Source organism: Parasediminibacterium schistidii (assembly GCF_046546515.1).
In the GTDB taxonomy this organism is placed as follows: domain Bacteria; phylum Bacteroidota; class Bacteroidia; order Chitinophagales; family Chitinophagaceae; genus Parasediminibacterium.
This window is the reverse complement of record NZ_JBKHKJ010000042.1, coordinates 1-25854: the sequence shown is the minus strand read 5'-3', so window position 1 is coordinate 25854 and position 25854 is coordinate 1. Positions and strand designations below refer to the sequence as shown.

Below are 25854 nucleotides of genomic sequence, written 5' to 3'. Positions count from 1 at the left end.
TATCATCAATAAATCTTCATTTTATCACTAATAAATCTTCATTTTATCATCAATAAATCGTCATAAAATCTTCTATAAAATCAAATTTTAAAATAAAAAAATACTGTATTTCAAGGAGTTAAAACCAAAAGGAAGTGCAAAAAAAATTTTTTATTCAAAAAATAAACATCAAAAACATCCGAAAATGGGTATCTCAGTAATTTTACAAATAAAAATAAAAAAATGATTTTTAGGGATGCCACTATTGCCGATTTGTCCACCATTGTAGCCATCTACAATACTACAGTTGCTGGCCGCATGGTTACTGCCGATACAGAACCCGTATTTGTTGCCAGCAGGGAAGCATGGTTTTATGCCCATTCGCCTAAAAAACGCCCATTATGGATGGTGGAAGATGAATTGGGAACAATAGGCTGGGCAAGCTTCCAATCGTTCTATGGCCGCCCAGCTTACGATGCCACTACTGAAATTAGCATCTACCTAGCTCCTGAACAGCAGGGCAAAGGCTATGGCAAACAAGTGCTGCAATATTGCATGGATAATGCCCCCAAATATGGCATCAACACCCTCCTCGGCTTTATTTTCGAACACAACATTCCTAGCATCAACCTCTTTGAAAAACTTGGCTTTGAAGAATGGGCCAACTTGAAAAATATTGCCAATTTAGATGGCGTGGAAAGAAGTTTGAAGATTTTGGGAAAAAGGGTGGGGTGAGGATTAATGATATACAAGCAAAAAAAGCCCCAATTGCATTTGCAACTGGGGCTTTTAGTTTTTATACGATAAACAGTTAGAAAATTAGGAGTAATGGACAAAATTGATGCTATTTTCTGAGTTCCAATGCCTTAAAAAACTCATACAATACTTGCCAGTACTGCATTTTAGATGTTTTTTTGTAATCAATATTCTATTGGAAATACTTTGATTGCTTAAAACACAATGCTAGCCTTAATTACAGGGAATTTGAGCATCAATTTTGTCCATTACCCCGAAAATTAGTTATTTACAAACTACTTGGAAGCTAGACGTAACAGTCAATGTTTTAGAGCCTGCATTATACTTGCCATAGCCAGATATAAGGCCTGTACCAGGAATAAGGACGGTAGGCAAAGTAAAGTCGCTCTTTGTCATGGTAAACGAACTTTGGTTCCAAGTTCCACCATACCAGATGCCAATATTGTATTTTTTGTTTACTTGAAGGCTAATATTATTGTTATAGCTCCATCCATAAGTACTGATATAGGAATAGTAAAACTCACTCCAATCATCGCTCCAATAGTAAACCCATGCCCCAACGTTGATAGCAGTGTTTTTGTTGCTACACTTGCCAGTAACATTATACACTAGGTTTGCTCGCTCAGGAGGAGGTGGCGGGGCGTATGTAAGGGTTATTGAATTTTGTGTTTTGGGGTTGAACAAAGGCGTTTGTGCTACATAATCCAAAGCAGGGTAATTGCCCGTGTACCATGGGGATGGTTTCAAAATAAACCTTGCTTGTGGTACATTAGGTATGTATGGAAGCGTAGTAGTGTAGCCATTGTATACATATTCATAATGATCGCCAGCAAGATAGTTATAATTTTGGTCAACTAAGATTACTTCCCATGGGTAACCATAAAATCCATTAGCAATGTTCAATACGCAGGTTAAAGGTTTAAAAGTGGTGCCATGGCTACCAAAATAATCCCACGACCAGTCTAAATTCCAGTTGCTCAAGTGAGAAGCCTTGAAATTGGCAGTTAACTTGCCAGAGCTGGGGTCTGGTGCTACTACGGCTTTAGATTCATATTTCCACTGGCCTGTTCCTTCGTCCATGCTCCATACAGGGATGTAATCACCAGCCTGTAGTGCTTTTCCACTTTCAGGGTTTTGCAGGTTGCTGTTCAGTTCAACATTTACATCCAGTGGTTTAGAGAATTTCTTTACTGCGGTATTCCCAGCGTTCATGTTTATGTTTAACAAGCCAGCCGTAATGAATTGTACGCCACCATTAATAGCGTTCCCATCTGCGCCAATTACATTCTTAGGGTTTAAGCCACCTGGAAAAATGTCCTGCACGCCAGGTACGCCAGTGCCGTATTGCACTATGTTTGTATTGATAGATGAGGCGTGTATTTGATTGCCATTCGCATCAAGGAACTTTGTTCCTGAAGGGATGGTTATGGTGGCTTTTTCAGTCATTTTGCCCATAGGCACTGTTAACAGTTGAGCATCCGCACTAAGCGTATCCCCTGACAATGTGTTTTGGATAGTGGGGGTTACCGATGCACCAAAGTTTCCTAAAGCCGTTGATTTTACAACACTTATAGTGAGTATGGTTGGCGTTGTATCTGTAATAGAAAGTGTCCTTATCACAGGCATATAACCGGCGGGGCTAGCACTGATGGTAAAATTAACCGGGTGGCTAGTTGTGGGCAGGCCAGTAGTTGTGGCAAGTGCCAAGTTCAAAAAGCCGTGTGATGTCTGAAAAGCTGAAGAAGATGTGGAAAGATTCCCTCCATCTGATGCTACCACATATTGGGCAGCATCGCCACCTATTGTTACTTTAGTATCGGGTATGACTTTGGTGGCGGTGTCTACATCAACAAACCTAATGGAGATTGGGGAAACATAAATTGCTGTGTTGATGTTTGATGTGGCTTCACTAAGGTCTACTTTCTTACAGCCATGGAGGCCAAGAAAAGTAGCTGCAAAAAATGCAGCAATTAAAAATTGTTCTAAGCGTGTTTTCATTTTTGAGTGTTTTTGTTTTTAATGTTTTTAATATGACTGTTTAGTTTATCCTGTAATTAAAATGCAGTTGCAATACTGGCAACCATTTATAGTCAGATATCTGGTTTTGCAAAACCGGACCTAAGTGGCTGTTGTTACTGAGCATATTAGTCCCAGTAACAACCACGGTTGGGGATGGCAAAATAAAGGTACCAAGATCCAAGTTGGTGGTAAAACGGTGTTTTCGGGTAGCCCTGCCAAGGCCTATACCAATGTATGGGGCTATGCCTTTAGAATCTATTACCGTTTTTACCGTTCCAATCTGCGCGCCAGTGTAAGTAGGGCCGGTATTAGAGAATTGTTTCGACTCATTGATAGAAAGATTCATTACCAGTCCCGATTTATAAAAATATCCAGCTCCCGTTACCAGCCTGAAACCACCGTTGTGCACGGGACTGTATTCAAGCAATAACCTTACACTGTTCAGGTCTGCATCCCCATTGGTGGAAGATTTTATCCCGATATCTACTGTGTTTGTGAGGTCAAGGTTGTGCACTGGAAGCAATGTTGTACCCAATCTTAATGTGAATTTGCTGCTAACAGTCTCTTTTACGTCGAATGACAAGCCTTGCGTGCCTACTCCAAGCTGCAGCGATGTGTTGTTCGAAAATGCGGTCGGTGTTTTTGGTAGGGTTGCTTGCTTTTTCTCTACTTGTGCAGTTGCACCCTTAATAAAGAACAACGCAAACAAGACGAACTTGATTTTTTGTCTCATGGTTTGTTTTTTTATTTCTAAATAGCCGTTTTAGTTTCGCAGGTTTTGATTGCGAAAGAGGTTTGTTTTTTAATTGTTAAAACGAAACTAGTATATTTTAATTGAAAAGTTAAAATTTATTTTTAGCGAACAATTTTTTATTTTCATGTGCAAAAATAGTAGAGATATTTGATTAAAAAAATACCTAGAAATGGGTATTTTTTTTAATTGCTATTGATGTTTTTCCCTGTTTTGGAAAAAGATAAAAAATTGGTGGATATTTTATTGGGGTTTCAAAAAATCTACGAATTGAAGCTTCTTCACTACGCTAGTTACCCGCCCCCCTAATTGTAGGGGCAATTTAATAAATAGCCACATTCTATTTTTGTTTAAAATTAAGAACAATGAAAAATAATTTGAACTCATTCCTTAGTGGCAAATGCACCATAGCCCTTGCTTTATTTATATTGACAATTGCATCCTGCAAAAAAGATACAGCTACTCCTGGCGCAGCCACGCCTGCAGTTACCCAGTTTGCTGCTATTGCTACTGCCAGCAATTTTAACTGGAACAGCACTAATAAAATTGCATTCAACTTTACTGGCCTGCAGGGCCAAAGCTTTAATTCAATATTAAAAATAACGGCAAGCGATGGAAGTGTGGTTTTGCAAAAATTACAAAAGGGTGATGAAAACTTTTCAACTACATTTAATGTGCCTTCAAATTATCCAACCATTAACGTTCAGTTTGGCAGTGTTACAAAAACGTTTATTACCAGGAATGGAAGCGTAAACATGAATTTAAACTAATTATTGCACCAAGCCTTATTTATTAAAACATATATTTTACTATATCATGAACAATAGCATTTTCAACAGCACGAAAAATTTAAAGAATGCCGTTGCCATATTTTTGGTTATCTTGGCATTCGGGCAGGCAAAAGCCCAAAACCCAATTTCCCCAGCATTGGCTTTTAATGTGTTTGCCCAAAACGGTGTAGCTTTTTACACTAGCGAAACAGAGGGTCCTGTGGCCATGGGCGGCGACCTTACCATTGCAGGCAACTACAACGTAAGCAATCACAACAATTTTTCTTATCAAATAAATAAAGTAAACATAGGGTTGTTGATAGGCGGGAAAGTAAGTTATAAAGGTGGCAACAGCCTACAAGTATTAAACAATGGGTATGTAATTATTGGCAACCAAAATAGTTCAAAAGCTTGGTACACTGACCAGAATGGTGCAAGTTCACCCATTCGCATTACGCAAGGCAGCAACTACAATGCTACGCCCAACATTTTAATGTCTGCTAGCGCAACTACTTTAGGGGTAAGTGCTACCGTGAACCCTATTTTTCAAACACCTACCATTGACTTTGCAGGGGCATTTAAAACCATGCAAACAAGTGCATCAAGCATTAGTAGCCTGAAAGACAATATGGTGATTTACAATTCACCTAACCAAAATGCCACGGCCATAGCACATAGCGGCATTAGCAGCAATTCGCAGATTTATATTAAAACCCTTTCAACAGGCGTTAATGTGTTGAACATAGCAGGTGCAGATTTTAACAATTTCCAAAGCCTTACTTTTTCTGGACAAGCGCCCGATGCAAGCCATGTTTTGGTTATCAATGTAAATGCAGCAGGTTCTTTTACATGGAGTGCTTTCACGCCAAGTGGCATCAGTGGGGGGAATGCCCCATACATATTGTATAATTTTTACAATACCACTACATTGGGTATTGCCGGCAATGGAGTAATAGAAGGTTCCCTATTTGCACCTTTTGCAGACATTACCAAGTCTAGCAACAATTCTAATATCGAAGGCCAAGTAATTGGGCAATCATATTCGCAGCCCGCAAGCGGAGAAATACATTCTTACAATTTTGCAGGCAACATTGTGGCAGGCACAGCAGCACCTACTACGGCTTCTAGCGCATTAGTGTTCAACAACTTGGATATTACAGCTATCAGCAGTAGCTGGGCAATAGGCAATGGCAGCAACAGGATAGTAATTATAAGCCCATCAGCTGCACTAAGTAGTTTGCCTTCAAGCGGCACTGCCTATACTGCAAGCACTGTATATGGCAGCGGCACAGCAATAGGTGGCGGTTATGTAGTATATAATGGTACAGGCAATAGCGTGGTAGTAACAGGGCTTACAGCCAATACCACATACTACTACACCGTGGTTGAATACAATGGTACTGGCACAGGCATTGTGTATGCAACGGGTACATTGGCTTCATCTGCCAAAACATTGGCCGATACTGATGGCGATGGCGTGGCAGACATTTATGATGCTTACCCAAGTGATGCTACAAGGGCTTTTAATACTTACTACCCTTCTGCTAGTTATGGTACCTATATGTTTGAAGACAACTGGCCTGGCACTGGCGATTATGACTTTAACGACTTAGTAATAAGCTATAGGTACAATACCGTAACCAACGCTGCCAACAAAGTAGTAGAAGTGAAAGCTAGTTTTGTAACAAGGGCAATTGGTGCTAGTTTTAAAAATGGTTTTGCTATACAGCTAGACAATATGCTTCCTGCAAAAGTTTCAGCCGTTGCCGGTGCTAAAACAAATGCCCCTTCATGGTTAGCGCTTAGCAGCAACGGTACTGAAAGCAGCCAAGCTTATGCCAACATTGTTGTTATAGACAATGCTTCAAGGATAATGCCAGCTACTACCAGCACAGGTTTTGTAAACACAGTAGCTAGCGACCCTTTCATTACGCCAGATACCGCTTCCCTTACCATAACATTCGTGTCAAATAGCGTGTTGCCTAGCGATATTGCCATCAATCCTTACATGATCATCAACCAAAACCGGAGCAGGGAGCTGCACATGGCCAACAAAGTGCCTACCAGCAAAGCAAGCCCTAGCTTCTTTGGTACAAGCGATGATAAAAGTGTTCCGGGTACTGGCATTTATTATGTGAATAAAAATAGCCTTCCTTGGGCTTTAGATATTCCTGCTTATGTTCCTTATTCTTTGGAACTAACAGATGTTACTACCGCTTATTTATTGCTGGCACCATGGGCTCAAAGTAGTGGCAGTACTTATACCGATTGGTTTAGCAATACAGCCACAGGGTACAGGAACACGGCTAAAATGTATGCCCACTAGAATATAAATTTAATTTAAGTATTTATTCTGCTGGCAAGCAACTCGATTTTTAAAGTGAGGTTGCTTGCTAGCTTTTTTTTGGTATTTGCAACGAAGGCAAGAACACACAATAGATGACAAAGGTTAAAAGGAAATAAGGAAGGAAAAGCATGTAGTCCTTCTTTCCTTTTGATTATTGTTGCTACGAGGCTTTGTGCCTTTGTGGCAATTTTATTTTCTTTTATTAAATTATAATTGATACCTTGCATTAGGATTTAGAATTTAAAATTTAGAAATCCTATGAGAATTTGCCTTATATCAATATTCCTTTGCTTCTTGTTTTCCTGCGATGCTATCATGAATAGTAACACCAAGGATGAGCCTACAGTTAATACCCAACCGCCACCTTTGCCAGAGGAAATAAAAGTAGATACGCCTGTGATTAATGTGGAACCAACACAACTACGGCCACAATTATTCATGGTAATGAAAGACTATGCAAATTTTGAGGCAGATGCCAAAGAGAAACAGAAAGTCATCTTTAATAACCTTGATTTTGTTTTAAAGAAAAATAACTTAATGCCCGTTGGAGAACCTGCGGCATGGCATTGGAGGCAGCCTAATTTGTACTTTGTGGAAGTGGGGGTGCCAATGCTGAAAAAACTGCCTTACAACGAGCCTGGCGTGTACTATAAGCAAACGAAACGCTGTAAAGCTGTTGTGGCTCACTATTTCGGCCCTTATTCTAAATTATCGCAGGCTTATGTTGCCCTAGACGAATGGTTGAAAGACAATAAGCAAAAGCAAAAAGGGGTGGCGTGGGAAGTGTTTATGTCGGACCCCAAGGTAATGAAAGACAAAACTTTTTTGCAAACGGATGTGTATTGCGAAGTGGAGTAGCAAAGAGAAAAAAAACACTTAGGCATTCAGCGAAAAATCTACTTTTTCATAAATCCCTGCAAGCGACAGGCTAATGCCCATTTTTTCTATCGTTACTATATCGTTAATGGAGGTATATTCTTCAAACAGCCATTGGGTGCTATTTTGCCTTGTATATTTTTCAACGCTTACTTGCAAGGATGAGATACAGATATACTCCTCCAAAGTAGGTATATTACGGTATAACCTGAATTTCTCGCCCCTGTCATAATCCATCGTAAATGGAGATAGGATTTCTATTAGTAATGTAGGGTTGGTTATAATGTCTTTATGACCTTCAAGCGTTTCTATTGGATCGCACACAACTACAATGTCAGGATAGCAGTAAAAAGATTCTGTTTGAACATGCACTTTTTGGGTAGATGTAACAACTTGGCAAGGTTTGTCCTTTAAGGCAGTAGTAAGACCTATAATTGCACCCATTAATGCTTGGTTGTGTGCAATGCTGCTATCGGAAATTATAAATATTTCGCCATCGTGGAATTCATGCCTTATGCTATATTTCTCACCCTCCTCTTCCAAGGCTAGGTATTCTTCCAAAGTGAAATATAGTTTCTCTGCTGCACCCATGCTATTTCATTTTGTCGCAAAATAAAAAAAATAATGCATTTGGCAAATTATAACGGTTTATTCTCCATTATACTATCACTCATCAAATGGTATATCTTCTGAAGCGTTGGGTGGGGTTTTAGCAAACCAAGATGGTTAGCAATAGTAGTAACATCTTTTCTAGATGCTGGCCCTGTTTGCACTGTATGTGGTGGATATGTTTTTATCCGGTTTACAGTTTCTTCAATCAAGGGCAACAATAATTTAAAATCCAGAGCTTCCTTGTGGCAATAATCATTTGCCAAAGCATACAAATGATTGGTAAAATTAGACACCATCACCGCAGTTAAATGTAATTTTATCCGCTTCGCATCGTTTGCCCTAAAAACAGTGTCTGTAAGGGTTTTTGTAAAGTTTAGTAGTGTTACATACGTAGCTTCATTCACCGCATCCACTACAAAGGGAATTGGGGGTACAGTTTCCATTTCCTTGCGCAATGTTTGCAAAGGCCAAAGCACGCCATAGTTATTTCCCGGCATATTAAATATATTGATGGATACAGAACCTGCCGTATGCACAACTAATTTGTTTTTAAGTATTAATTGCTTGGCAACTATTTCTATGGCTTTGTCTGACACTGCAATAATGTAAATATCCGCTGTATCGGTAATAGCACTAAAATCCAATATAGGCTTTGCACCGCAAATGTTGGCCAATGAAGTTGCTTTCTGCTTGGCCCTACCAACAACTTCTAATACCTTATGTCCTTTGCTAACCAACAGTTTTCCTAAAATTGTTGCTACGTTCCCTGTGCCAATAATAACCACATTCATATCTTTGTCCAAGTTAATAGGAAATGAAATTAGGGAAAAGAATTGCATTAAGATATTATAAAACAAAGTTCAGGTTGTTGGGCATGGTTTCACCCAAGGAGGCGGCAAAACGTGCCTTCGAGCTTTTTTGCACGCCTTATAGTGGCAAGCCACAACGGTTGGAGCCGGGTATTTTTGCTAAGGGTGAAAAAATAACCGTAAAAACAGAGGGTGGTTTAATATTGCGTGGCTGGCGTTGGCAGCCTGAAAAACCTACTGGAAAAACCATATTGATACTGCATGGTTTTGATAGTTGCAGCTACAAGTTTGAAAAATATATCCGCCCGCTAAAAAAAGAAGGCTACACAGTGCTGGCTTTTGATGCGCCGGGGCATGGGCTTAGCGATGGCAAAACCATCAACTCCTTGCAATACAAAAAATCAATCTTGGCCGTTGATAAAAAATTTGGCCCTTTATATGGTATAATGGCACATTCTATTGGTGGTTTGGCGGCATCCCTTGCTTCTGAAAAATTGCCAAGACTAGATAAGCTAGTCCTTATTGCTCCGCCCGTGGAAATTACAAGAAGTATCGATGCTTTTTCCAAGATGCTGTCCCTTTCAAAAGTCGTAAAGAAATCTTTGTATAAATTCGTAGTGAAACTTGGCCAAAGGCCTGTTAGCTATTATAATGCTGGAAGGGCAATACAACAAATAACTACACCAACGCTTTGGGTGCATGACGAAGAAGATAAAGTTTGCCCATACGATGAAGTAAAAACAATACAAGAATTAAATTTGCCCCACGTTTCCTTTTATATTACCAAAGGCTTGGGGCATAGCAATATTTATAGGGAGCCCGAAACAGTAAAAACAATCGTGGATTTTTTTAAAAAGTAAAGGGTAGCCTTTCAGCTACCCTTTACAGATATGTAATATAATAGAGGAGTTATTTTAAAATCGAAACCCTACAGAAAAACTTACTCGTGGCCTTTCTACAACCATTGGCCGTGCTTGCCTGTAACAATTGATATGTGAGCGGTTATAAGCCCATATATCTTCATCTGGGTTGCAATAAACTTCACTATAAGGCTCGTTTACACACAAGCCCCTTGGCAATACTTCACAATCTACCCAGCCACCACCGTTGTAATAAGAATACAAACGGTTGTTAGGATTAAAATAAACATTGGCTTGTGGATAATAATAATATGACCTACGTTGTGGTTGCTGGGCATAGCCATAGCCGTAGGCTTCATGATTATTATAATAACCACCACGTTGTTGAGGTTGTTGTTGGTAAACCACCCTTCTATCGTTGTTTATATATTCATCGTGATGACCATTCCAACCTCTTTGCCCACCATTGTTATAATTGCCTCTTGTTTCTTCGTGCCTATCGTTTCCCCTGTCCCAACCCCTTTGCCCGCCATTGTTGTAATTGTCTCTTGTTTCTTCGTGCCTATCATTTCCCCTCTCCCATCCCCTTTGTGCATTGGCACTAATGCTGGTTAAAATAATGATGGTAAAAAGGGATTGCGTAATAATCGTTTTCATGATTTGTATATTTAATTACCCAATATATTCCCAACACTATGCCACATTTTCAAAAAACAAAACCTATACTTTTTCTTAACATTCTTTGTGGTTTGATTGATTAAGCTAATATTGCACGCAGTCAGCGGTTGACCGTTTACCGTTTACCTTTCACAGACGTTGTAGCTATCGGTCAATGGTTAACAGTCAAGGGTCAATCGAACAAGCATAATTTTATAGAAAATGAGCAAGAATTTATTAATAGTTGAGAGTCCGGCGAAAGCTAAAACCATCGAAAAAATACTCGGTAGCGATTTTGATGTGCGTAGCTGCTACGGCCATATCCGTGATTTGGAAAAAGACGATATGGGTATTGACATTAATAACCATTATTTGCCCCGTTATATCGTTCCAGACGATAAAATAAAGGTGGTAAACGAACTAAAGGCGCTAGCAAAAAAGTCGAAAGAGGTTTGGTTGGCATCGGATGAGGACCGCGAAGGGGAAAGTATCAGTTGGCATTTGGCAGAAGTGCTTGGGCTAAGCCCCATTAGCACCAAGCGGATTGTGTTCCATGAAATTACGGCTCCGGCTATTAAAAAAGCAGTAGCCAATCCCCGTACCATCAATATGGATTTGGTAAATGCCCAACAAGCCCGCCGTGTATTAGACAGGTTAGTTGGTTTTGAACTAAGCCCCGTGCTTTGGAAAAAAGTACAGCCAAGCCTTAGCGCAGGCCGTGTGCAAAGCGTAGCCGTACGTTTAATTGTGGACAGGGAAAGGGAAATAAACCATTTTGTACCTGTTAGCTCCTACAAAATAGAAGCATTATTTGCTGCTAAAGACATAAATAACAAGCCCGTTACATTTAAAGCTGAAGGCCAAAGCAAAGTAACCAACCAGCAAGATGCAAGGCAGTTTTTAACCAGTTGCATCAATGCAAAATACACAGTAGAATCTATTGAGGTAAAACCAGCCAAGCGTAGCCCGGCACCGCCGTTCACAACTTCTACGCTTCAGCAAGAGGCTTCCCGTAAATTGGGATACAGTGTAAGCAAGACCATGTTGATTGCCCAAAAACTATATGAAAGCGGTAAGATTACTTATATGCGTACGGATAGTTTCAACTTGAGCGAAACGGCATTGGCAGACATAAGCAAGGAAATAAACACTTCGTTTGGGCAGAACTATAACCAGCCCCGCAAGTTTAAAAATAAAAACGAAAGCGCACAAGAAGCACACGAAGCCATTCGCCCTACCTATATGAACAACCATACGGTTGATGATAGCGATAGCAAACGTCTATACGAACTGATTTGGAAACGTACCATCGCCAGCCAAATGAGTGAGGCCATCTTTGAAAAAACAACGGCCAAAATAAACATCAGCACCAATAGGGAGCAACTCATTGCTTCTGGGGAAGTGATGAAATTTGATGGCTTCCTAAAAGTATATTTGGAAGGGAAGGATGATGAGGACGAAGACGATACCGAAGGCATGTTGCCGCCTTTAACTGCCCGTCAGGTATTGGATTTCAGGGAAATGACAGCCACTGAAAAATTCACCCGTCCTAATGCCCGCTACACAGAAGCTGCCCTTGTAAAAAAGATGGAGGAACTGGGCATTGGCCGTCCATCTACTTATGCGCCTACTATTACCACCATAGAAAAAAGGAAGTATGTAGAAAAGCGTGATAAAGACGGTATCAAAAGACAATCAACTATACTACGACTAACGGCAAAAAATAACATTGAGCAGGAAATGCTGATGGAAAATACAGGGGCTGAAAAATCCAAACTATTCCCGACAGATTTAGGAATGGTGGTGACGGATTTCCTTAACCAACATTTTAAAAAAGTGATGGATTTTAGCTTTACAGCTAAGATAGAAGAAGAGTTTGATGAAATAGCCTTGGGCAAAATAAAGTGGAGCAATATGATTGATGGTTTTTACAAGCCATTCCACCTGAATATTGAAAATACATTAGAAACGGCCGAACGTGCAAAAGGTGAAAGGGAATTAGGTATTGACCCCGTGAGCGGTAAAAAAGTAATTGCTCGCATGGGGCGTTACGGCCCAATGGTGCAAATTGGCGAAACCAGCAACGAAGAAGAAAAACCACGCTTTGCCAAGCTAAAGGAAAACCAAAGCATAGAAACAATTACGCTGGATGAGGCAATGAAATTGTTCCAATTGCCCAAAAGTCTTGGCGAATTTGAAGGGGAAGAATTGACAGTAGGAGTTGGTCGGTTTGGCCCTTATGTAAAATATAAAGACCAGTTTATTTCCCTTGCAAAAACAGACGACCCGCTGGAAATAACAATAGAGCGTGCCTTAGAATTGATTGCCGGGAAAAACCAGGCAGATTCACCTATTGGCCATTACGATACAAAACCTGTAACAAAAGGCAAAGGGCGTTTTGGTCCATTCATTAAATGGGACGATATGTTTATCAATATCCCCAAAGGGTATAATTACGATTCCCTGTCGCAAAAAGATATTGATGAATTGATAGAAAAGAAACTGGAAAAAGAAGCCACCCGTTTCATTCAGCAATGGCCAGCAGAAAAAATCACCATAGAAAATGGCCGTTGGGGTCCATTTGTCCGTTTTGGCAAGAAGATGTTGAAATTGACCAGCAAACCTGGCGGCGGGAAATATACTGCCGACGAAGCGGCAACAATTCCATTGGTAGAAGTAAAGAAAATGATTGAGCTACAAGTGCCCGGTGCTTTCGCCAAAAAGGCCGCACCTGAAAAGAAAACAAAAGCCACTGTGCCTGCTGCTAAAAAAACAGTAGCCGTAAAACGGAAGTGGTAGCATGGGTAATTTTGAATGTTGAATTTTAAGTGCAGGTGGGGGGGATGCTTTAGGGAGATTTGATTTTCTTTTTTGGTTGCCCCTCGTTTTTTTCCAATAGAAACCTTGCAGGTAAGCTGTTCAGAATCAGGGAGGCTTTTTCATACAGTTTACAGTTACTTACGCATGAATAGATTTACTAATGAGTAGTCAATCTGCACCTTGCTTTGTGTCCTTTAAGTGAAACGTTTTACTTAAAAGGAAGCTTTCTTTGTGTTTCTTTGCGAAAAACTTTGTGTGCTTTGTGGTTAAACTTCCGCTTAAAACTGTCCGAAGCCTTTTATGCCTATTCTGAACAGCCTACCTTGCAGGCTAAGGGATTTAACAATTAAATATCATACAACTCATCTAATTAGTGGTTTAGCTTTGCCTACCCAATGCAGAAAATATTAATCATACAAACGGCTTTTATAGGCGATGTGGTGCTAGCAACCGGGGTGCTGGAAAAAATGCACCAGTACAACCCCGTGGCTCAGATAGATTTCTTGGTGCGGAAAGGAAATGAGGCATTGTTTGCTAACCACCCCTTTTTAAACAAGGTATTGGTGTGGCACAAGAAAGAAAGCAAATACAAGTATCTTTTTCAATTGCTGTCTACCATACGCCATACGAAATACGATATTGTCATCAACCTGCAACGCTTTGCCGCCACGGGGTTTCTTACTGCTTTTTCAAAAGCGCATATTACCATTGGCTTTGACAAAAATCCTTTTAGTTTTCTATTTTCCAAAAAAATAACCCACGTTTTTACTGGCTCAGCAGGCAAGCCCTTGCACGAAATAGAACGCAACCATTTGCTGATTGAGTCATTAACAGATGCTTTTGCTGCCAAGCCACGGCTTTACCCAAGCCTTGCAGATGAAACCTTTGTGAAACCTTATCAACAGCAGACCTATATCTGCATTGCCCCGGCATCGGTATGGTTTACCAAGCAATTCCCAGTTGAAAAATGGATTAGCTTCATACACCAAATACCGCATGATTGCAACGTTTATTTAATAGGTGGCCCAACAGATGCCGTATTATGTGATAGCATTACAGCCGCCAGTCTCCATCCCGCCATTAAAAGCCTTGCAGGTAAACTTAGTTTCCTGCAATCTGCGGCTCTGCAAAAGGGAGCAAAAATGAATTATGTAAACGATTCTGCGCCCATGCACTTTGCTTCCAGCGTAAATGCGTCTACCACGGCAGTGTATTGCTCCACCATACCAGGTTTTGGTTATGGGCCACTAAGCGATAATAGTTTTATAGTAGAAACGCCCGTGCCCTTGCCTTGCCGCCCCTGTGGCATACATGGCAAAAAAGCCTGCCCACTAGGGCATTTTAAATGTGCCAATAATATTATGAATGAGCAGTTGCTGCTCACGATAGCGAGCAATTGACTTTCGACTTACTACTTATGACTTAGGGTGCATAAAACTTTTTCGCTTTGTCCTGATACCCCCAATCTATAAAAAACTTATCTTTGTGATATAAAGGCACTTGATACAAACTACTTACAAAACTAGTGTCTTGGTATCCTAATCATAGTTCTTTTTTTACTAATATTAAAATAGTTGTAGTGCCAAAATTGGGTGCTGCGTTTATGGCTGTAAAATATGCACAAATCAGGCACAAAATGAGCATAAATCATGCATAAAATATGCACAAATCACTCAAAAAGTAGGCACAAAATAGGCAAATTTTACGCATAAATTTTTTCCGATATTGTTGATAATCAATGGTTTAAATGAATGAAAGCGATTTTTTGAAAAACAACAAAGGGGGAAAAAGCCCGAAAACAGGCAAAACTGAAACTATTTTAATAGAATACTAGGAGATATTGACATTATTAAAATATGCAAATATTGTCTCCTTGCCCTGTTCCTTTTACCTTTTCCTTTAGGCAACTTGTCCCGGTTTTTCGGGAGGGGTAAGGTTGGCCTAGGTTGATTTTTTAATAAAAAGCAAAAAACTTTTATTAACCCACTACTTACCACTTATGACTAATTAAAATCTTAATTTGCACTTCAAAAAAAAGCAATCTACATGCTCATTGCCAACCCGATATATGACGTGGTGTTCAAATGGCTATGCAGGACATCAGGCTAGCCCGTTTCTTTATAGAAACGATACTGGAGGAGCCTGTATTAGAAATAACGCCCAGCCTACAAGAAGAAACTTTCTTGAAAGAATATTCCAAATCGGCAGACCTAGCTATTGCCAAGGCATTGATGGAGAAAAAAGGCCGAGCGGGTTACCATTGCCGTGTACAGGCTGGATTATACCGCTACCATCAAACTGGCAGACGGAAAAAATAAAAAAGTGCTGATAGAAATACAAAATGCAAAGAGCTTGAAGATAAAGACAAGATGATAGCTGAATTGCTGAAAAAAAATAAAGAATAACAATTCGTGATTTGATTTCCTGGGCTATGTTTGCAGCTTTGCCAAATTGATAATGGAATAGCCTACATTATCAATTATCAAATGTCAATTATCAATTATTTCCATGCAAATAGACTGCACAGACAAAGAATTGTTCATCCTAAAAAAAATAGCTGCCGCTGCCCAAGAACTGGGGGTAGATGCTTATTTGATAGGGGGCTTTGTGCGGGACAAAATAATAGGCCGACCTACGAAAGACGCAGATGTGGTTTGTCTTGGTGATGGAATTGAACTGGCACACAAGGTTGCAGAACGCTTCCACCCAAAGCCCCCTGTAGCTTTTTTTAAAACCTTTGGCACAGCACAGATAAAAGTGGATGATGCTTTCGAGATAGAATTTGTTGGGGCAAGGAAAGAAAGCTATGACTTCAATAGCCGCAAGCCTGTCGTAGCACCCGGCACATTGGATGACGACCAAAACAGAAGAGATTTTACCATCAACGCCTTGGCGATTAGTTTAAACAAAGAAACCTATGGCGATTTGATTGATCCCTTTGGCGGGGTAGCAGATATAGAAAAGCGTATTATCCAAACCCCATTGGCCCCATTGGAAACCTTTAGCGACGACCCTTTGCGGATGATGCGTGCTATACGCTTTGCCACGCAACTAAACTTTGTCATTGCCGAGGAAACTTTCCAGGCCATTATTGACAATGCCAATAGGATAAAGATAGTATCGCAGGAACGAGTTACGGATGAACTGAATAAAATACTCTTGTCGCCTAAGCCAAGCATAGGGCTGGATTTGTTGAGCAAAAGTGGCCTTATGCAAATTATTTTCCCTCAAATGATGGCACTTCATGGGGCAGAGTATGTGGATGGTATGGGGCATAAAGACAACTTTTACCATACCTTGCAAGTGGTGGACAATATTGCCCAAAACACAGATGATTTATGGCTGCGCTGGGCTGCTTTGCTGCATGACATTGCAAAGCCAGTTACGAAACGGTTTGAAGAAGGGCATGGCTTTACCTTCCATGGGCATGAAGCGGTAGGGGCGAGGATGGTACCCAAGATTTTTACACGCTTGAAATTGCCATTAAATGAAAAAATGAAACTGGTACAAAAGCTCGTAGAGCTGCACCTGCGCCCAATTAGCCTTACCAAGGAAAATATTACAGATAGTGCCATCAGGCGTTTGCTGTTTGACGCAGGGGAAGATATAGACAGCCTTATGATGCTGTGCAAAGCAGATATTACCAGTAAAAACAAACAGAAGGTAAAACGCTACTTGCAAAACTTTGAGCTGGTAGCCCAACGGTTGAAGGAAGTGGAAGAAAAAGACCACATACGCAATTGGCAGCCGCCAATAACTGGGGAAATTATTATGGAAATCTTTAACCTTAAACCCAGCAGGGAAGTAGGAATGATAAAAGATGCCATAAGGAATGCTATTTTAGATGGCATTATACCAAATAGTTATGGGGCTGCGTTCCAATTTATGCTGCAAAAGGCAGCAGAATTAAATTTGAAACCTGTTTAAGCCTTACATTAGCATTTTTGAATCAAGGCATCAACTTGCGATTTACGATTTACTTGCGCAATAACTTGCGTTTCTTGACTTATCACTTACAACTTATATGGCTATTCTAAAATTCAGGGTTTATTACGAGGAAGACGATACCATTTATCGGGACATTGTTATTAAGCACAAGCAAACTTTTAAAGACCTGCACCAGGCTATATTGACTGCTTATGAATTTGATAATAAGCACCAGGCCACTTTTTTTCGCAGCAACGATGCATGGGAGCATGGCAGGGAAATAAGCCTAGATGTTTATGACCGCAAGTATGTGGTAGCTCCATTGATGATGCACGAAACAACCATTGGCAGCGAGATAAAAGACACCAACCAAAAGTTTGTGTATATATACGATTTCAATAAAAACTGGAATTTTTTGGTAGCATTGATAAATGTTAGCAAAGAAGAAAACATACGTACTACTTACCCTTCGGTTAGCCGAAAAGAAGGCATTGGGCCGCCACAGTATGGAACAAAAAGCCTACTTGGCGAAAAATTTGCCGAGATAGAAGAGAAATACGATCTGAAAGAAGTATCGGAAGGTTTTGGCGAAGACGGCGAGGAAGGAGCCAGTGAATCAAGCGAAGAAGGAGGGCATGAAGAAGAAACGCAAGAGGAGGAATTTTAGAAATCAGCTAGGTTAACAGCTTAATCATTTTTTCATTTCCAATCATTTGACTCCCCATCTCCCCCATACCGTTATCATTATTGCTGGTCCAACTGCCGTGGGCAAAACGGCATTGGCAATACAGTTGGCACTGCATTTCAACACTAGCATTATTTCGGCAGACAGCCGACAATGTTTCAAGGAATTGAATATTGGCGTTGCTAAGCCCACATTGCAGGAATTAAATACTGTATCCCACTATTTTATCGGCACCCATTCTATTGAAGAAGAAGTAAATGCGGGCATTTTTGAAAAATATGCCCTTGAAGTTGCGGCGACTATTTTCCAGCAGCATCCTATAGCCATCATGGTGGGCGGAACAGGATTGTACATCAAAGCATTTACAGAAGGAATAGATGCAATGCCCTCAATACCCGACACTTTACGCGCAACTATCATTCAGCAATATGAGCAACAAGGCCTTGGCTGGCTGCAAGAACAGGTACAAGCACAAGACCCTATTTTCTGGCAACAGGCCGAAAAGCAAAACCCACAACGCCTGATGCGGGCTTTAGAAATAACAATAGCCACAGGCAAGTCTATTACGCAGTTCCGCAGCCAGCAAACAGCAAACCGCCCTTTTGACATCATTAAAGTAGGCATTGAAATGCCAAGGGAGCAGCTGGTAAACCGCATCATCCACCGTATAGACATGATGGTTAATGATGGGCTGGTAGCAGAGGCAGAGGCTTTATTGCCCTTCCAGCACCTGAATGCGCTGCAAACTGTTGGCTACAAAGAATTGTTTGCCTATTTCAACCAGCAATGCACCCTGCCCGAAGCCATTAACCAAATAAAAACCAATACTCGGCAATATGCTAAACGCCAAATGACTTGGTTTAAGAAAGACAAAAGCTTTCAATGGTTTATGCAAAGCCCCAATTTGTTGGAAGATGTGATGGGATATTTGGAAACTTTCGATTATATGTAGTGTTCTTATGATTTTTGTACCTCTATGCAAATTTCTTTAAACAGCTAGGATTAAAATTTCTAATAAATGTAAAACTTTCAGTTGTTTTGAACGAGGAAAATGCTTTTTAAGGGAAAAATAGTAATTTAAAGTGCCAAAATTGTGGAATTCTGCAAGTTTATTTGAAAATTTGAATATGACACCATAATATTGCTGTGTATATAAATAAAAAACTATTTTTTCGAAAGGAATTTTAGTATCAACTGCTTTTTAAGTTAATGTTCTTTCACTATCCTTGTTCAATTCTAATAGTAATAGTAACTGAGACTTCATTTCACGTTTTTTGAATAACAAAACAATATAATCACGAAGTAACAAGCAACCATGAAACATTTTAATTTACGAAACTCAACTGCAATTTTTGTATTACTTATCAGTCTTTTCAGTTTTAAAGCACAAGCACAAGTGCCTACACTTTCTTCTTTTAGCCCAACGTCTGGATCAACAGGTACTAGTGTAACTATTATGGGCAGTAATTTCACAACTGCCACTAGTGTATCTTTTGGAAATACTAATGCGTCCAACTATTCAATAGTAAACGATTCCACTATCACAGCCACGGTGGGTACAGGATCAACTGGTAATGTAACCGTGGGTAACGCCAAAGGCGCAAGTTCATTGGTAGGGTTTACCTATATAGGAGCCGCACCTGTCATTACATATTTTTCCCCAACTTCTACCGGGTCGGGTAGTGCTGTATATATTTATGGTACCGGTTTTACAGGGGCTACAAGCGTAAGTTTTGGTGGTGTTCCGGCAGCTAGTTTCATTGTGATTAGCGATACCTATATTTTTGCACGTGTTGGCAGTGGTGCAAGTGGCAGCGTTTCTGTTACCACGGGCGGCGTTGCCAGCTTGGCAGGATTTACTTACTTGACTTCACCAATAGTAAAATCTTTCTCGCCCACTACTGCGGCAACTGGCGCCACTGTAACCATTAAGGGCAGTAATTTTACAAATGCCACAAGGGTTTACTTTGGTAGTGTTGCTGCATCTGGATATATAGTAGTGAACGATTCAACTATTACAGCCACAGTATCCACTGGTTCTTCTGGAAGTGTTGTTGTTTATAACGCTACAGGGTCAGGTACGTTGGGAGGGTTTACATACCTATCGCCAGTGCCGGTAATTACATCTTTTTCCCCAACATCTACAGGGTCGGGCAGCTATGTGTATATATATGGCACAGGGCTTACAGGTGCTACAAATGTGAGTTTTGGTGGTGTGCCAGCAACTAGTTTCAACGTTTATAGCGATACTTATATATACGCATATGTTGGTAGTGGGGCAAGTGGCAGCATAAGTATTACTACACCCGGGGGAACAGCTACTTTGGCAGGGTTTACTTATTTGACAACCCCAATAGTAAAATCTTTCTCGCCCACTTCTGCAACAAAGGGTAGTACTGTAACCATAAAGGGTAGTAATTTTACCAATGCCACAAGGGTGTATTTTGGAAACAATGGCGCATCTGGGTATATAGTAGTAAACGATTCTACTATTACCGCAACGGTAGGTGCTGGTTTAAGTGGCAGTGTTACTGTTTCTAGTTCTGCGGGTTATGGCTCCTTGGCAGGGTTTACGTACCTAGCACCAGTGCCTGTTATCACATCTTTTTCCCCAATATCTGCCGGTACAGGTGGTTATGTTACTATATATGGTTCAGGATTTGTGGGTGCCACAAGTGTTACTTTTGGTGGGGTACCAGCAGCAAATTTTTATGCTTTTAGCGATACTTACATATCTGCTTATGTTGGCGGTGGTGCAAGTGGCAGTGTAAGTGTTACTACGTCTGGGGGTACTGCTTCTTTAGTTGGCTTTACTTATTTGTTGGCACCTATTGTAAAATCTTTCTCGCCTGCCGCTGCTACTAAGGGTAGTATTGTAACCATAAAGGGCAGTAATTTTACAAATGCAACCAATGTGTCTTTTGGCGGTACTTATGCCACAAGTTATTCAGTATTAAATGATTCTACAATTACAGCTACTGTTGCTGCTGGCTTAAGTGGCAACGTAAGTGTTACTTCAGCAGGTGGTACTGGTTACCAAGCAGGGTTTACATACATAGCTCCTGTTCCTGTTATTACTTCTTTCTCACCTACTTCGGCGGGGCAAGGCCGTACTGTATATATATATGGAACGGGTCTTGCCGGAGCCACAAGTGTAAGTTTTGGGGGTGTTCCAGCAAGTAGTTTTTATGCTTATAATGATACCTATATTTATGCTTATGTTGGCAGTGGTGCTAGTGGTAATGTAAGTATTACTACTTCTGGGGGTACCGCTACGCTAGCAGGCTTTACTTATTTGGCATCCCCTGTCGTGAAATCTTTCTCGCCTGCATCCGCCACAAGAGGTGTCAGCGTAACCATAACGGGCAGTGGTTTCCTTCTTGCCAGCAATGTGTCTTTTGGGGGTACTAGTGCAGCAGGTTTTTCAATATTAAACGATTCTACTATTACGGCTACGGTAGCCACGGGTTCCAGTGGCAGCGTAAGTGTTACTTCAGCTGGTGGCACTGGTTATCAAGGAGGATTTACATACATAGCCCCTGTGCCTGTTATTACTTCTTTTTCGCCTACATCAGCGGGCCTAGGCGGTTTTGTATATCTGTATGGCACTGGCTTTACTCGGGCTACAAGTGTAAGTTTTGGTGGTGTGGCTGCAAGCAGTTTTTATGTTAATAGCGATACTTACATGTATGCTTATGTTGGCAGTGGTGCTAGTGGCAGCGTAAGTATTACTACGCCGGGGGGTACTGCTACTTTAGCAGGGTTTACCTATTTAGCGCCTGCTGTTATAAAATCTTTCTCGCCCACGTCCGCAACAAAAGGGAGCACTGTAACTATAAAGGGCAGTGGTTTCCTAAGTGCCACCAGTGTATCTTTTGGCGGTACCAATGCAGCCAGTTTTTCAATCATAAACGATTCTACTATTACAGCCACGCTGGCTGCAGGGTCAAGCGGCAATGTCTCAGTTACTAATTCTGGCGGCTCTGGCTTATTGGCAGGGTTTACATACATAGCACCTGTGCCAATAATTACTTCTTTTTCACCTACCACTGGCGGAAATGGGACGTATGTGTATATATATGGGTCAGGGTTTACTGGTACCACAAGCGTAACTTTTGGTGGGGTGCCAGCAAGTAGTTTCTATACAAGTGGCGATAATTATTTATATGCTTATGTAGGCAATGGGGCAACTGGTAGCGTGAGTGTTACTACGCCAGGTGGCACAGCTACTTTGGCAGGGTTTACATACTTGCAGCCTCCAGTTGTAAAATCTTTCTCGCCTACCTCTGCCACAAAGGGTGCTACTGTAACTATATCGGGCAGTAATTTTAGCAATGCCACAAGTATTTCTTTTGGCGGTACCAATGCAGGTGGCTTTTCAATAGTAAATGACTCAACCATAACAGCCACAGTAGCCGCAGGGTCAAGCGGCAATGTTACTGTTGCTAATGCTGTTGGCTCAAGCTTATTGCCAGGGTTTACCTATTTGGCACCTGTGCCAACAATTAGTTCTTTTTCCCCTACTTCCGCAGGGAAAGGTGTTACTGTTTACATATATGGCACAGGGCTTTCCGGTACCACAAGCGTTAGTTTTGGCGGGGTGCCAGCAACTAGCTTCTATGCCTATAGCGATACTTACATGTATGCTTATGTTGGTAATGGTGCCAGTGGCAACATAAGTGTTACCACGTCCGGCGGTACAGCTACTTTAGGTGGGTTTACTTTTATAGCACCGGCCACCGTAAAATCCTTTAGCCCAACTAGTGCATCAAAAGGCACAACTGTAAATATTTTGGGCAGTGGGTTCTTGTATGCAAACAGCGTATCTTTTGGAGGTACTAGTGCAGGGTTTACTATAATAGACGATTCTACAATTACAGCAGTAGTAGGTACAGGCACAAGCGGCAGCGTAATCGTTACTACATCTGGCGGCAGTGGCTCACTTGCTGGGTTTACTTATATAGCACCAGTGCCTGTTATCACTTCGTTCTCCCCTGTTGCTGCTGGCAAAGGAAGCTATGTTTATATATACGGAACTGGGTTTACTGGTGCCACAAGCGTAAGTTTTGGGGGCGTTCCTGCAAGCAGTTTTTATGTAAATAGCGATACTTATATGTATGCCTACGTGGGCAATGGGGCAAGTGGAAACGTTAGTGTTACTACCCCGGGCGGCACAGCTACCTTGGCAGGGTTTACTTATTTGGTTGCACCTACTGTTGCTTCTTTTTATCCTACTTCTGCTACTAAAGGCGATACCGTAACTATAATAGGCACTGGGTTCAACAACGCTAGGTCGGTATATTTTGGTGGGACAAATGCGGCAACATATAGTGTAATTGATGATAATACAATTAGAGCTGTTGTTGGTGCGGGAACCACAGGCAGTATTACAGTTTATAATGCTGCAGGGTCTGGTTATTTAGCTGGGTTCACTTATATAGCACCTATTCCAACAATTACTTCTTTTACTCCTACTTCTGCAGTTAAAGGTGGCTATGTTTATATTTATGGTACTGGGTTTACTGGTGCCACCAGCGTAAGTTTTGGTGGCGTTCCTGCAACAAGTTTTTATATTTCCAGTGATACTTATATGTATGCTTATGTAGGCAATGGGGCAACAGGTAGCATAAGCATTACCACACAAGGTGGCACAGCAACTTTAAAAGGGTTTATATATGCAACTGCACCAAACATTACTTCTTTCTATCCTACGAGTGCAACAAGGGGCGATACAGTAACCATTTATGGTAGTTCGTTTAGTGGTTCTTCTGTTGTTTCTTTTGGCGGTACCAATGCGGCTAGTTATACCATAGTGGACGATAAAACAATCAAGGCTGTTGTTGGAGCTGGCTCTAGTGGCAATGTATATGTATATAATGCTGCAGGTTCAAGCACGTTGGCTGGGTTTGCTTACAACGCAACAAATAAACCCTCTATTACTTCCTTCTCTCCAACTGCTGCTACGCAAGGTAGTTATGTATATGTATCTGGATATGGGTTTACTGGTGCCACAAGTGTAAGCTTTGGTGGGGTGCCTGCAAGTAGTTTTTATGTATATAGCGATACATATTTGTATGCTTATGTAGGTAATGGGGCAAGTGGTAGTGTAAGTATTACTACTGCAAATGGAACTAGCAGCTTGGCAGGCTTTGTTTATGCAGTACGCCCAACAGTTACATCCTTTACGCCAACTACTGCTACAAAAGGGGATACTGTAATTATTAAAGGTACAGGGTTTAGTGGGGCTTCTACTGTGTATTTTGGCGGCACCTATGCTGCAAGCTATACTGTTGTGGATGGCAGCACTATTAAAGCAGTTGTAGGCGGTGGCACAAGTGGCAACGTAACGGTCTATAATGCAGCCGGATCTGCTTATTTAGCAGGGTTTACCTACAAAGCACCTATTCCTGTTATCACCAATTTTACCCCTACTTCAGCAGCAAATAATACTTATGTTTATATTTACGGTACAGGTTTTACTGGTGCTACAAGTGTAAGTTTCGGTGGCGTATCTGCTTCAAGTTTTTATGTTTCAAACGATACAACCATGAGTGCTTATGTAGGCAATGGTGCAACAGGCAGCGTAAGTATTACTACATCTGGTGGCACGGCAACCTTAAATGGCTTTAGATATATTGGTGCACCATCTATAACTTCTTTTACCCCTACTGTTGCGTCAACTGGAAGTACGGTTACTATTTATGGGCATGGCTTTACAGGAGCAACAAGTGTAAGTTTTGGCTTGGTTACTGCTAGCTCATATTCAGTGGTAAATGATAGTACTATCAGTGCTACCGTTGGTAGTGGGGCAAGTGGCATTGTAAGGGTTACTAGCGTGTATGGAGCAGCTACTTTGGCAGGCTTTAGCTATTGTAAGCCTGCTTCAGCAACCATTACGCAAACGGCATGTGTAAGCTATACATGGCATGGCACAACCTATACCCAAAGTGGCACTTATACTTTTGACACTACTAAGGCAGGTGGCTGCGATAGCCTTACTACACTAGTATTAACCATTACCACCCCTGTAACACCAATAGTATCCGTCAATGGCGGTGCTACTAGCATCACTATTAGTGCAGGCGGCACGGCTACATTTACTACAACAGTAGTTAATGGTGGTGCGGCACCTTTCTACCAATGGTATAAAAATGGTACAGCCATTCTAGGTGCAAATTTAACCAATTATAGTAGTTCAAGTGTCAGCAATGGCGATGTGATTACTTGTGCCATTACCAGTAGTATTAGTTGTGTAACTGCTTCAAAAGATACTTCCAATAGCGTAGTAGTTATAGTTAGCTCTTTTTCCCAATATACTATCAGTGGGAATATTAGTAACCAATTGGGTTACATAGTGCCTTCCGTTACTGTTTGGCTAAACGATTCCATCAGTACCACTACCGATGCCTTGGGCAATTACAGCTTCACGGTACCTGCTGGTGGCAATTATACAGTCCGCCCCTTCAAGGGTAACGATTCATTGATTAGCGATGGCATTACGGCGTTTGACGTGGCCTTGCTTAAAGGTTACACTTTGGGCAAATATGTGTTTAGCCCTTATAAGCTGATAGCGGCTGACGTGAATAATAGTGGCTCTGTTACAGCATTGGATGTGGCTTTAGAAAAGCGTTTCACGCTTGGCGTTGACACTTTGTTCAAAGGCAACCGTTTGTGGGCATTTGTTGATAGTGGCTTTGTATTTGCCGACATTACGAATCCTTTCCCTTATCAAAATAGTATCAGCTTTACCAATCTGTCCAGCAACCAAACCCAGCAAAGCTTGGTTGGCATCAAGCTTGGGGATTTAGATTTCAACTGGAAACCATTGGCTACTTATGGGTCTTCAAACGTGCAAGCCAAGCCAATACAGTTGTTCTACAAGGACATAAAAACCAGCACCAGCGAAACGGAGGTAAGGGTGCCAATAAGGGTAAGTAACTTTAAAAACATCCTAGGGATGCAATATACCCTTGGGTTCAACAATAC

At 41.1% G+C, this 25854-nt stretch carries 17 protein-coding genes; 12 read left to right on the top strand and 5 right to left on the bottom strand.

Features of this window, described 5'->3' with window-relative positions; translation table 11 throughout:
* Nucleotides 1-222 precede the first annotated feature (222 nt).
* Nucleotides 223-714, top strand: coding sequence for a GNAT family N-acetyltransferase (locus ACHFIY_RS17690; RefSeq protein ID WP_410847454.1), 492 nt, complete (start codon nt 223-225; stop codon nt 712-714).
* 285 nt (nt 715-999) lie between these two features.
* On the opposite strand, the gene ACHFIY_RS17685 is transcribed toward ACHFIY_RS17690, so the two are convergent.
* Both ACHFIY_RS17685 and ACHFIY_RS17680 read right to left on the bottom strand, forming a co-directional pair.
* The gene (locus ACHFIY_RS17685) at nt 1000-2733 is read right to left on the bottom strand and encodes a hypothetical protein (protein WP_410847453.1); all 1734 of its coding nucleotides are present in this window, start codon (nt 2731-2733) and stop codon (nt 1000-1002) included.
* Nucleotides 2734-2773: 40 nt separating this feature from the next.
* Complete coding sequence (locus ACHFIY_RS17680; RefSeq protein ID WP_410847452.1) at nt 2774-3487, bottom strand: hypothetical protein; 714 nt, start codon at nt 3485-3487, stop codon at nt 2774-2776.
* A 383-nt stretch (nt 3488-3870) separates the two neighbouring features.
* Between ACHFIY_RS17680 and ACHFIY_RS17675 the strand changes: the two genes are divergently transcribed.
* The 3 genes from ACHFIY_RS17675 to ACHFIY_RS17665 all read left to right on the top strand — a co-directional run bounded on the left by ACHFIY_RS17675 (nt 3871) and on the right by ACHFIY_RS17665 (nt 7480).
* Complete coding sequence (locus ACHFIY_RS17675; RefSeq protein WP_410847451.1) at nt 3871-4275, top strand: hypothetical protein; 405 nt, start codon at nt 3871-3873, stop codon at nt 4273-4275.
* Between the two features lie 46 nt (nt 4276-4321).
* Nucleotides 4322-6601 carry an LruC domain-containing protein gene (locus tag ACHFIY_RS17670; protein WP_410847450.1) on the top strand — a complete coding sequence of 760 codons (2280 nt, stop codon included), beginning with the start codon at nt 4322-4324 and terminating at the stop codon, nt 6599-6601.
* A 279-nt stretch (nt 6602-6880) separates the two neighbouring features.
* Nucleotides 6881-7480, top strand: coding sequence for a GyrI-like domain-containing protein (locus tag ACHFIY_RS17665; protein WP_410847449.1), 600 nt, complete (start codon nt 6881-6883; stop codon nt 7478-7480).
* 18 nt (nt 7481-7498) lie between these two features.
* On the opposite strand, the gene ACHFIY_RS17660 is transcribed toward ACHFIY_RS17665, so the two are convergent.
* Together ACHFIY_RS17660 and ACHFIY_RS17655 are read right to left on the bottom strand one after the other, a co-directional pair.
* A complete protein-coding gene (locus tag ACHFIY_RS17660) occupies nt 7499-8089 on the bottom strand; it encodes a Uma2 family endonuclease (RefSeq protein WP_410847448.1) in 591 nt (196 codons plus the stop codon).
* A gap of 47 nt (nt 8090-8136) precedes the next feature.
* Nucleotides 8137-8913, bottom strand: coding sequence for a Rossmann-like and DUF2520 domain-containing protein (locus ACHFIY_RS17655; RefSeq protein WP_410847447.1), 777 nt, complete (start codon nt 8911-8913; stop codon nt 8137-8139).
* A gap of 11 nt (nt 8914-8924) precedes the next feature.
* Between ACHFIY_RS17655 and ACHFIY_RS17650 the strand changes: the two genes are divergently transcribed.
* Entirely contained in the window at nt 8925-9779 is an 855-nt protein-coding gene (locus tag ACHFIY_RS17650) for an alpha/beta hydrolase (RefSeq protein WP_410847446.1), read from the top strand.
* Between the two features lie 54 nt (nt 9780-9833).
* On the opposite strand, the gene ACHFIY_RS17645 is transcribed toward ACHFIY_RS17650, so the two are convergent.
* The gene (locus ACHFIY_RS17645) at nt 9834-10436 is read right to left on the bottom strand and encodes a hypothetical protein (RefSeq protein WP_410847445.1); all 603 of its coding nucleotides are present in this window, start codon (nt 10434-10436) and stop codon (nt 9834-9836) included.
* Nucleotides 10437-10658: 222 nt separating this feature from the next.
* Here ACHFIY_RS17645 and topA point away from each other — a divergent pair, with 222 nt between their 5' ends.
* The 7 genes from topA to ACHFIY_RS17610 all read left to right on the top strand — a co-directional run.
* Nucleotides 10659-13235, top strand: a complete 2577-nt coding sequence (topA, locus tag ACHFIY_RS17640; protein ID WP_410847444.1) for a type I DNA topoisomerase — start codon at nt 10659-10661, stop codon at nt 13233-13235.
* 416 nt (nt 13236-13651) lie between these two features.
* Nucleotides 13652-14656 (top strand): glycosyltransferase family 9 protein, encoded by a 1005-nt coding sequence (locus tag ACHFIY_RS17635; protein WP_410847443.1) that lies wholly within the window; start codon nt 13652-13654, stop codon nt 14654-14656.
* Nucleotides 14657-15340: 684 nt separating this feature from the next.
* Nucleotides 15341-15574, top strand: coding sequence for a hypothetical protein (locus ACHFIY_RS17630; RefSeq protein ID WP_410847442.1), 234 nt, complete (start codon nt 15341-15343; stop codon nt 15572-15574).
* A 190-nt stretch (nt 15575-15764) separates the two neighbouring features.
* Entirely contained in the window at nt 15765-17183 is a 1419-nt protein-coding gene (locus ACHFIY_RS17625) for a CCA tRNA nucleotidyltransferase (protein WP_410847441.1), read from the top strand.
* Between the two features lie 97 nt (nt 17184-17280).
* Complete coding sequence (locus ACHFIY_RS17620; RefSeq protein ID WP_410847440.1) at nt 17281-17850, top strand: IS1096 element passenger TnpR family protein; 570 nt, start codon at nt 17281-17283, stop codon at nt 17848-17850.
* Nucleotides 17851-17896: 46 nt separating this feature from the next.
* The gene (gene miaA / locus ACHFIY_RS17615) at nt 17897-18820 is read left to right on the top strand and encodes a tRNA (adenosine(37)-N6)-dimethylallyltransferase MiaA (RefSeq protein ID WP_410847439.1); all 924 of its coding nucleotides are present in this window, start codon (nt 17897-17899) and stop codon (nt 18818-18820) included.
* 363 nt (nt 18821-19183) lie between these two features.
* A partial coding sequence (locus ACHFIY_RS17610; RefSeq protein WP_410847438.1) for an IPT/TIG domain-containing protein occupies nt 19184-25854 on the top strand: 6671 nt, incomplete at its 3' end.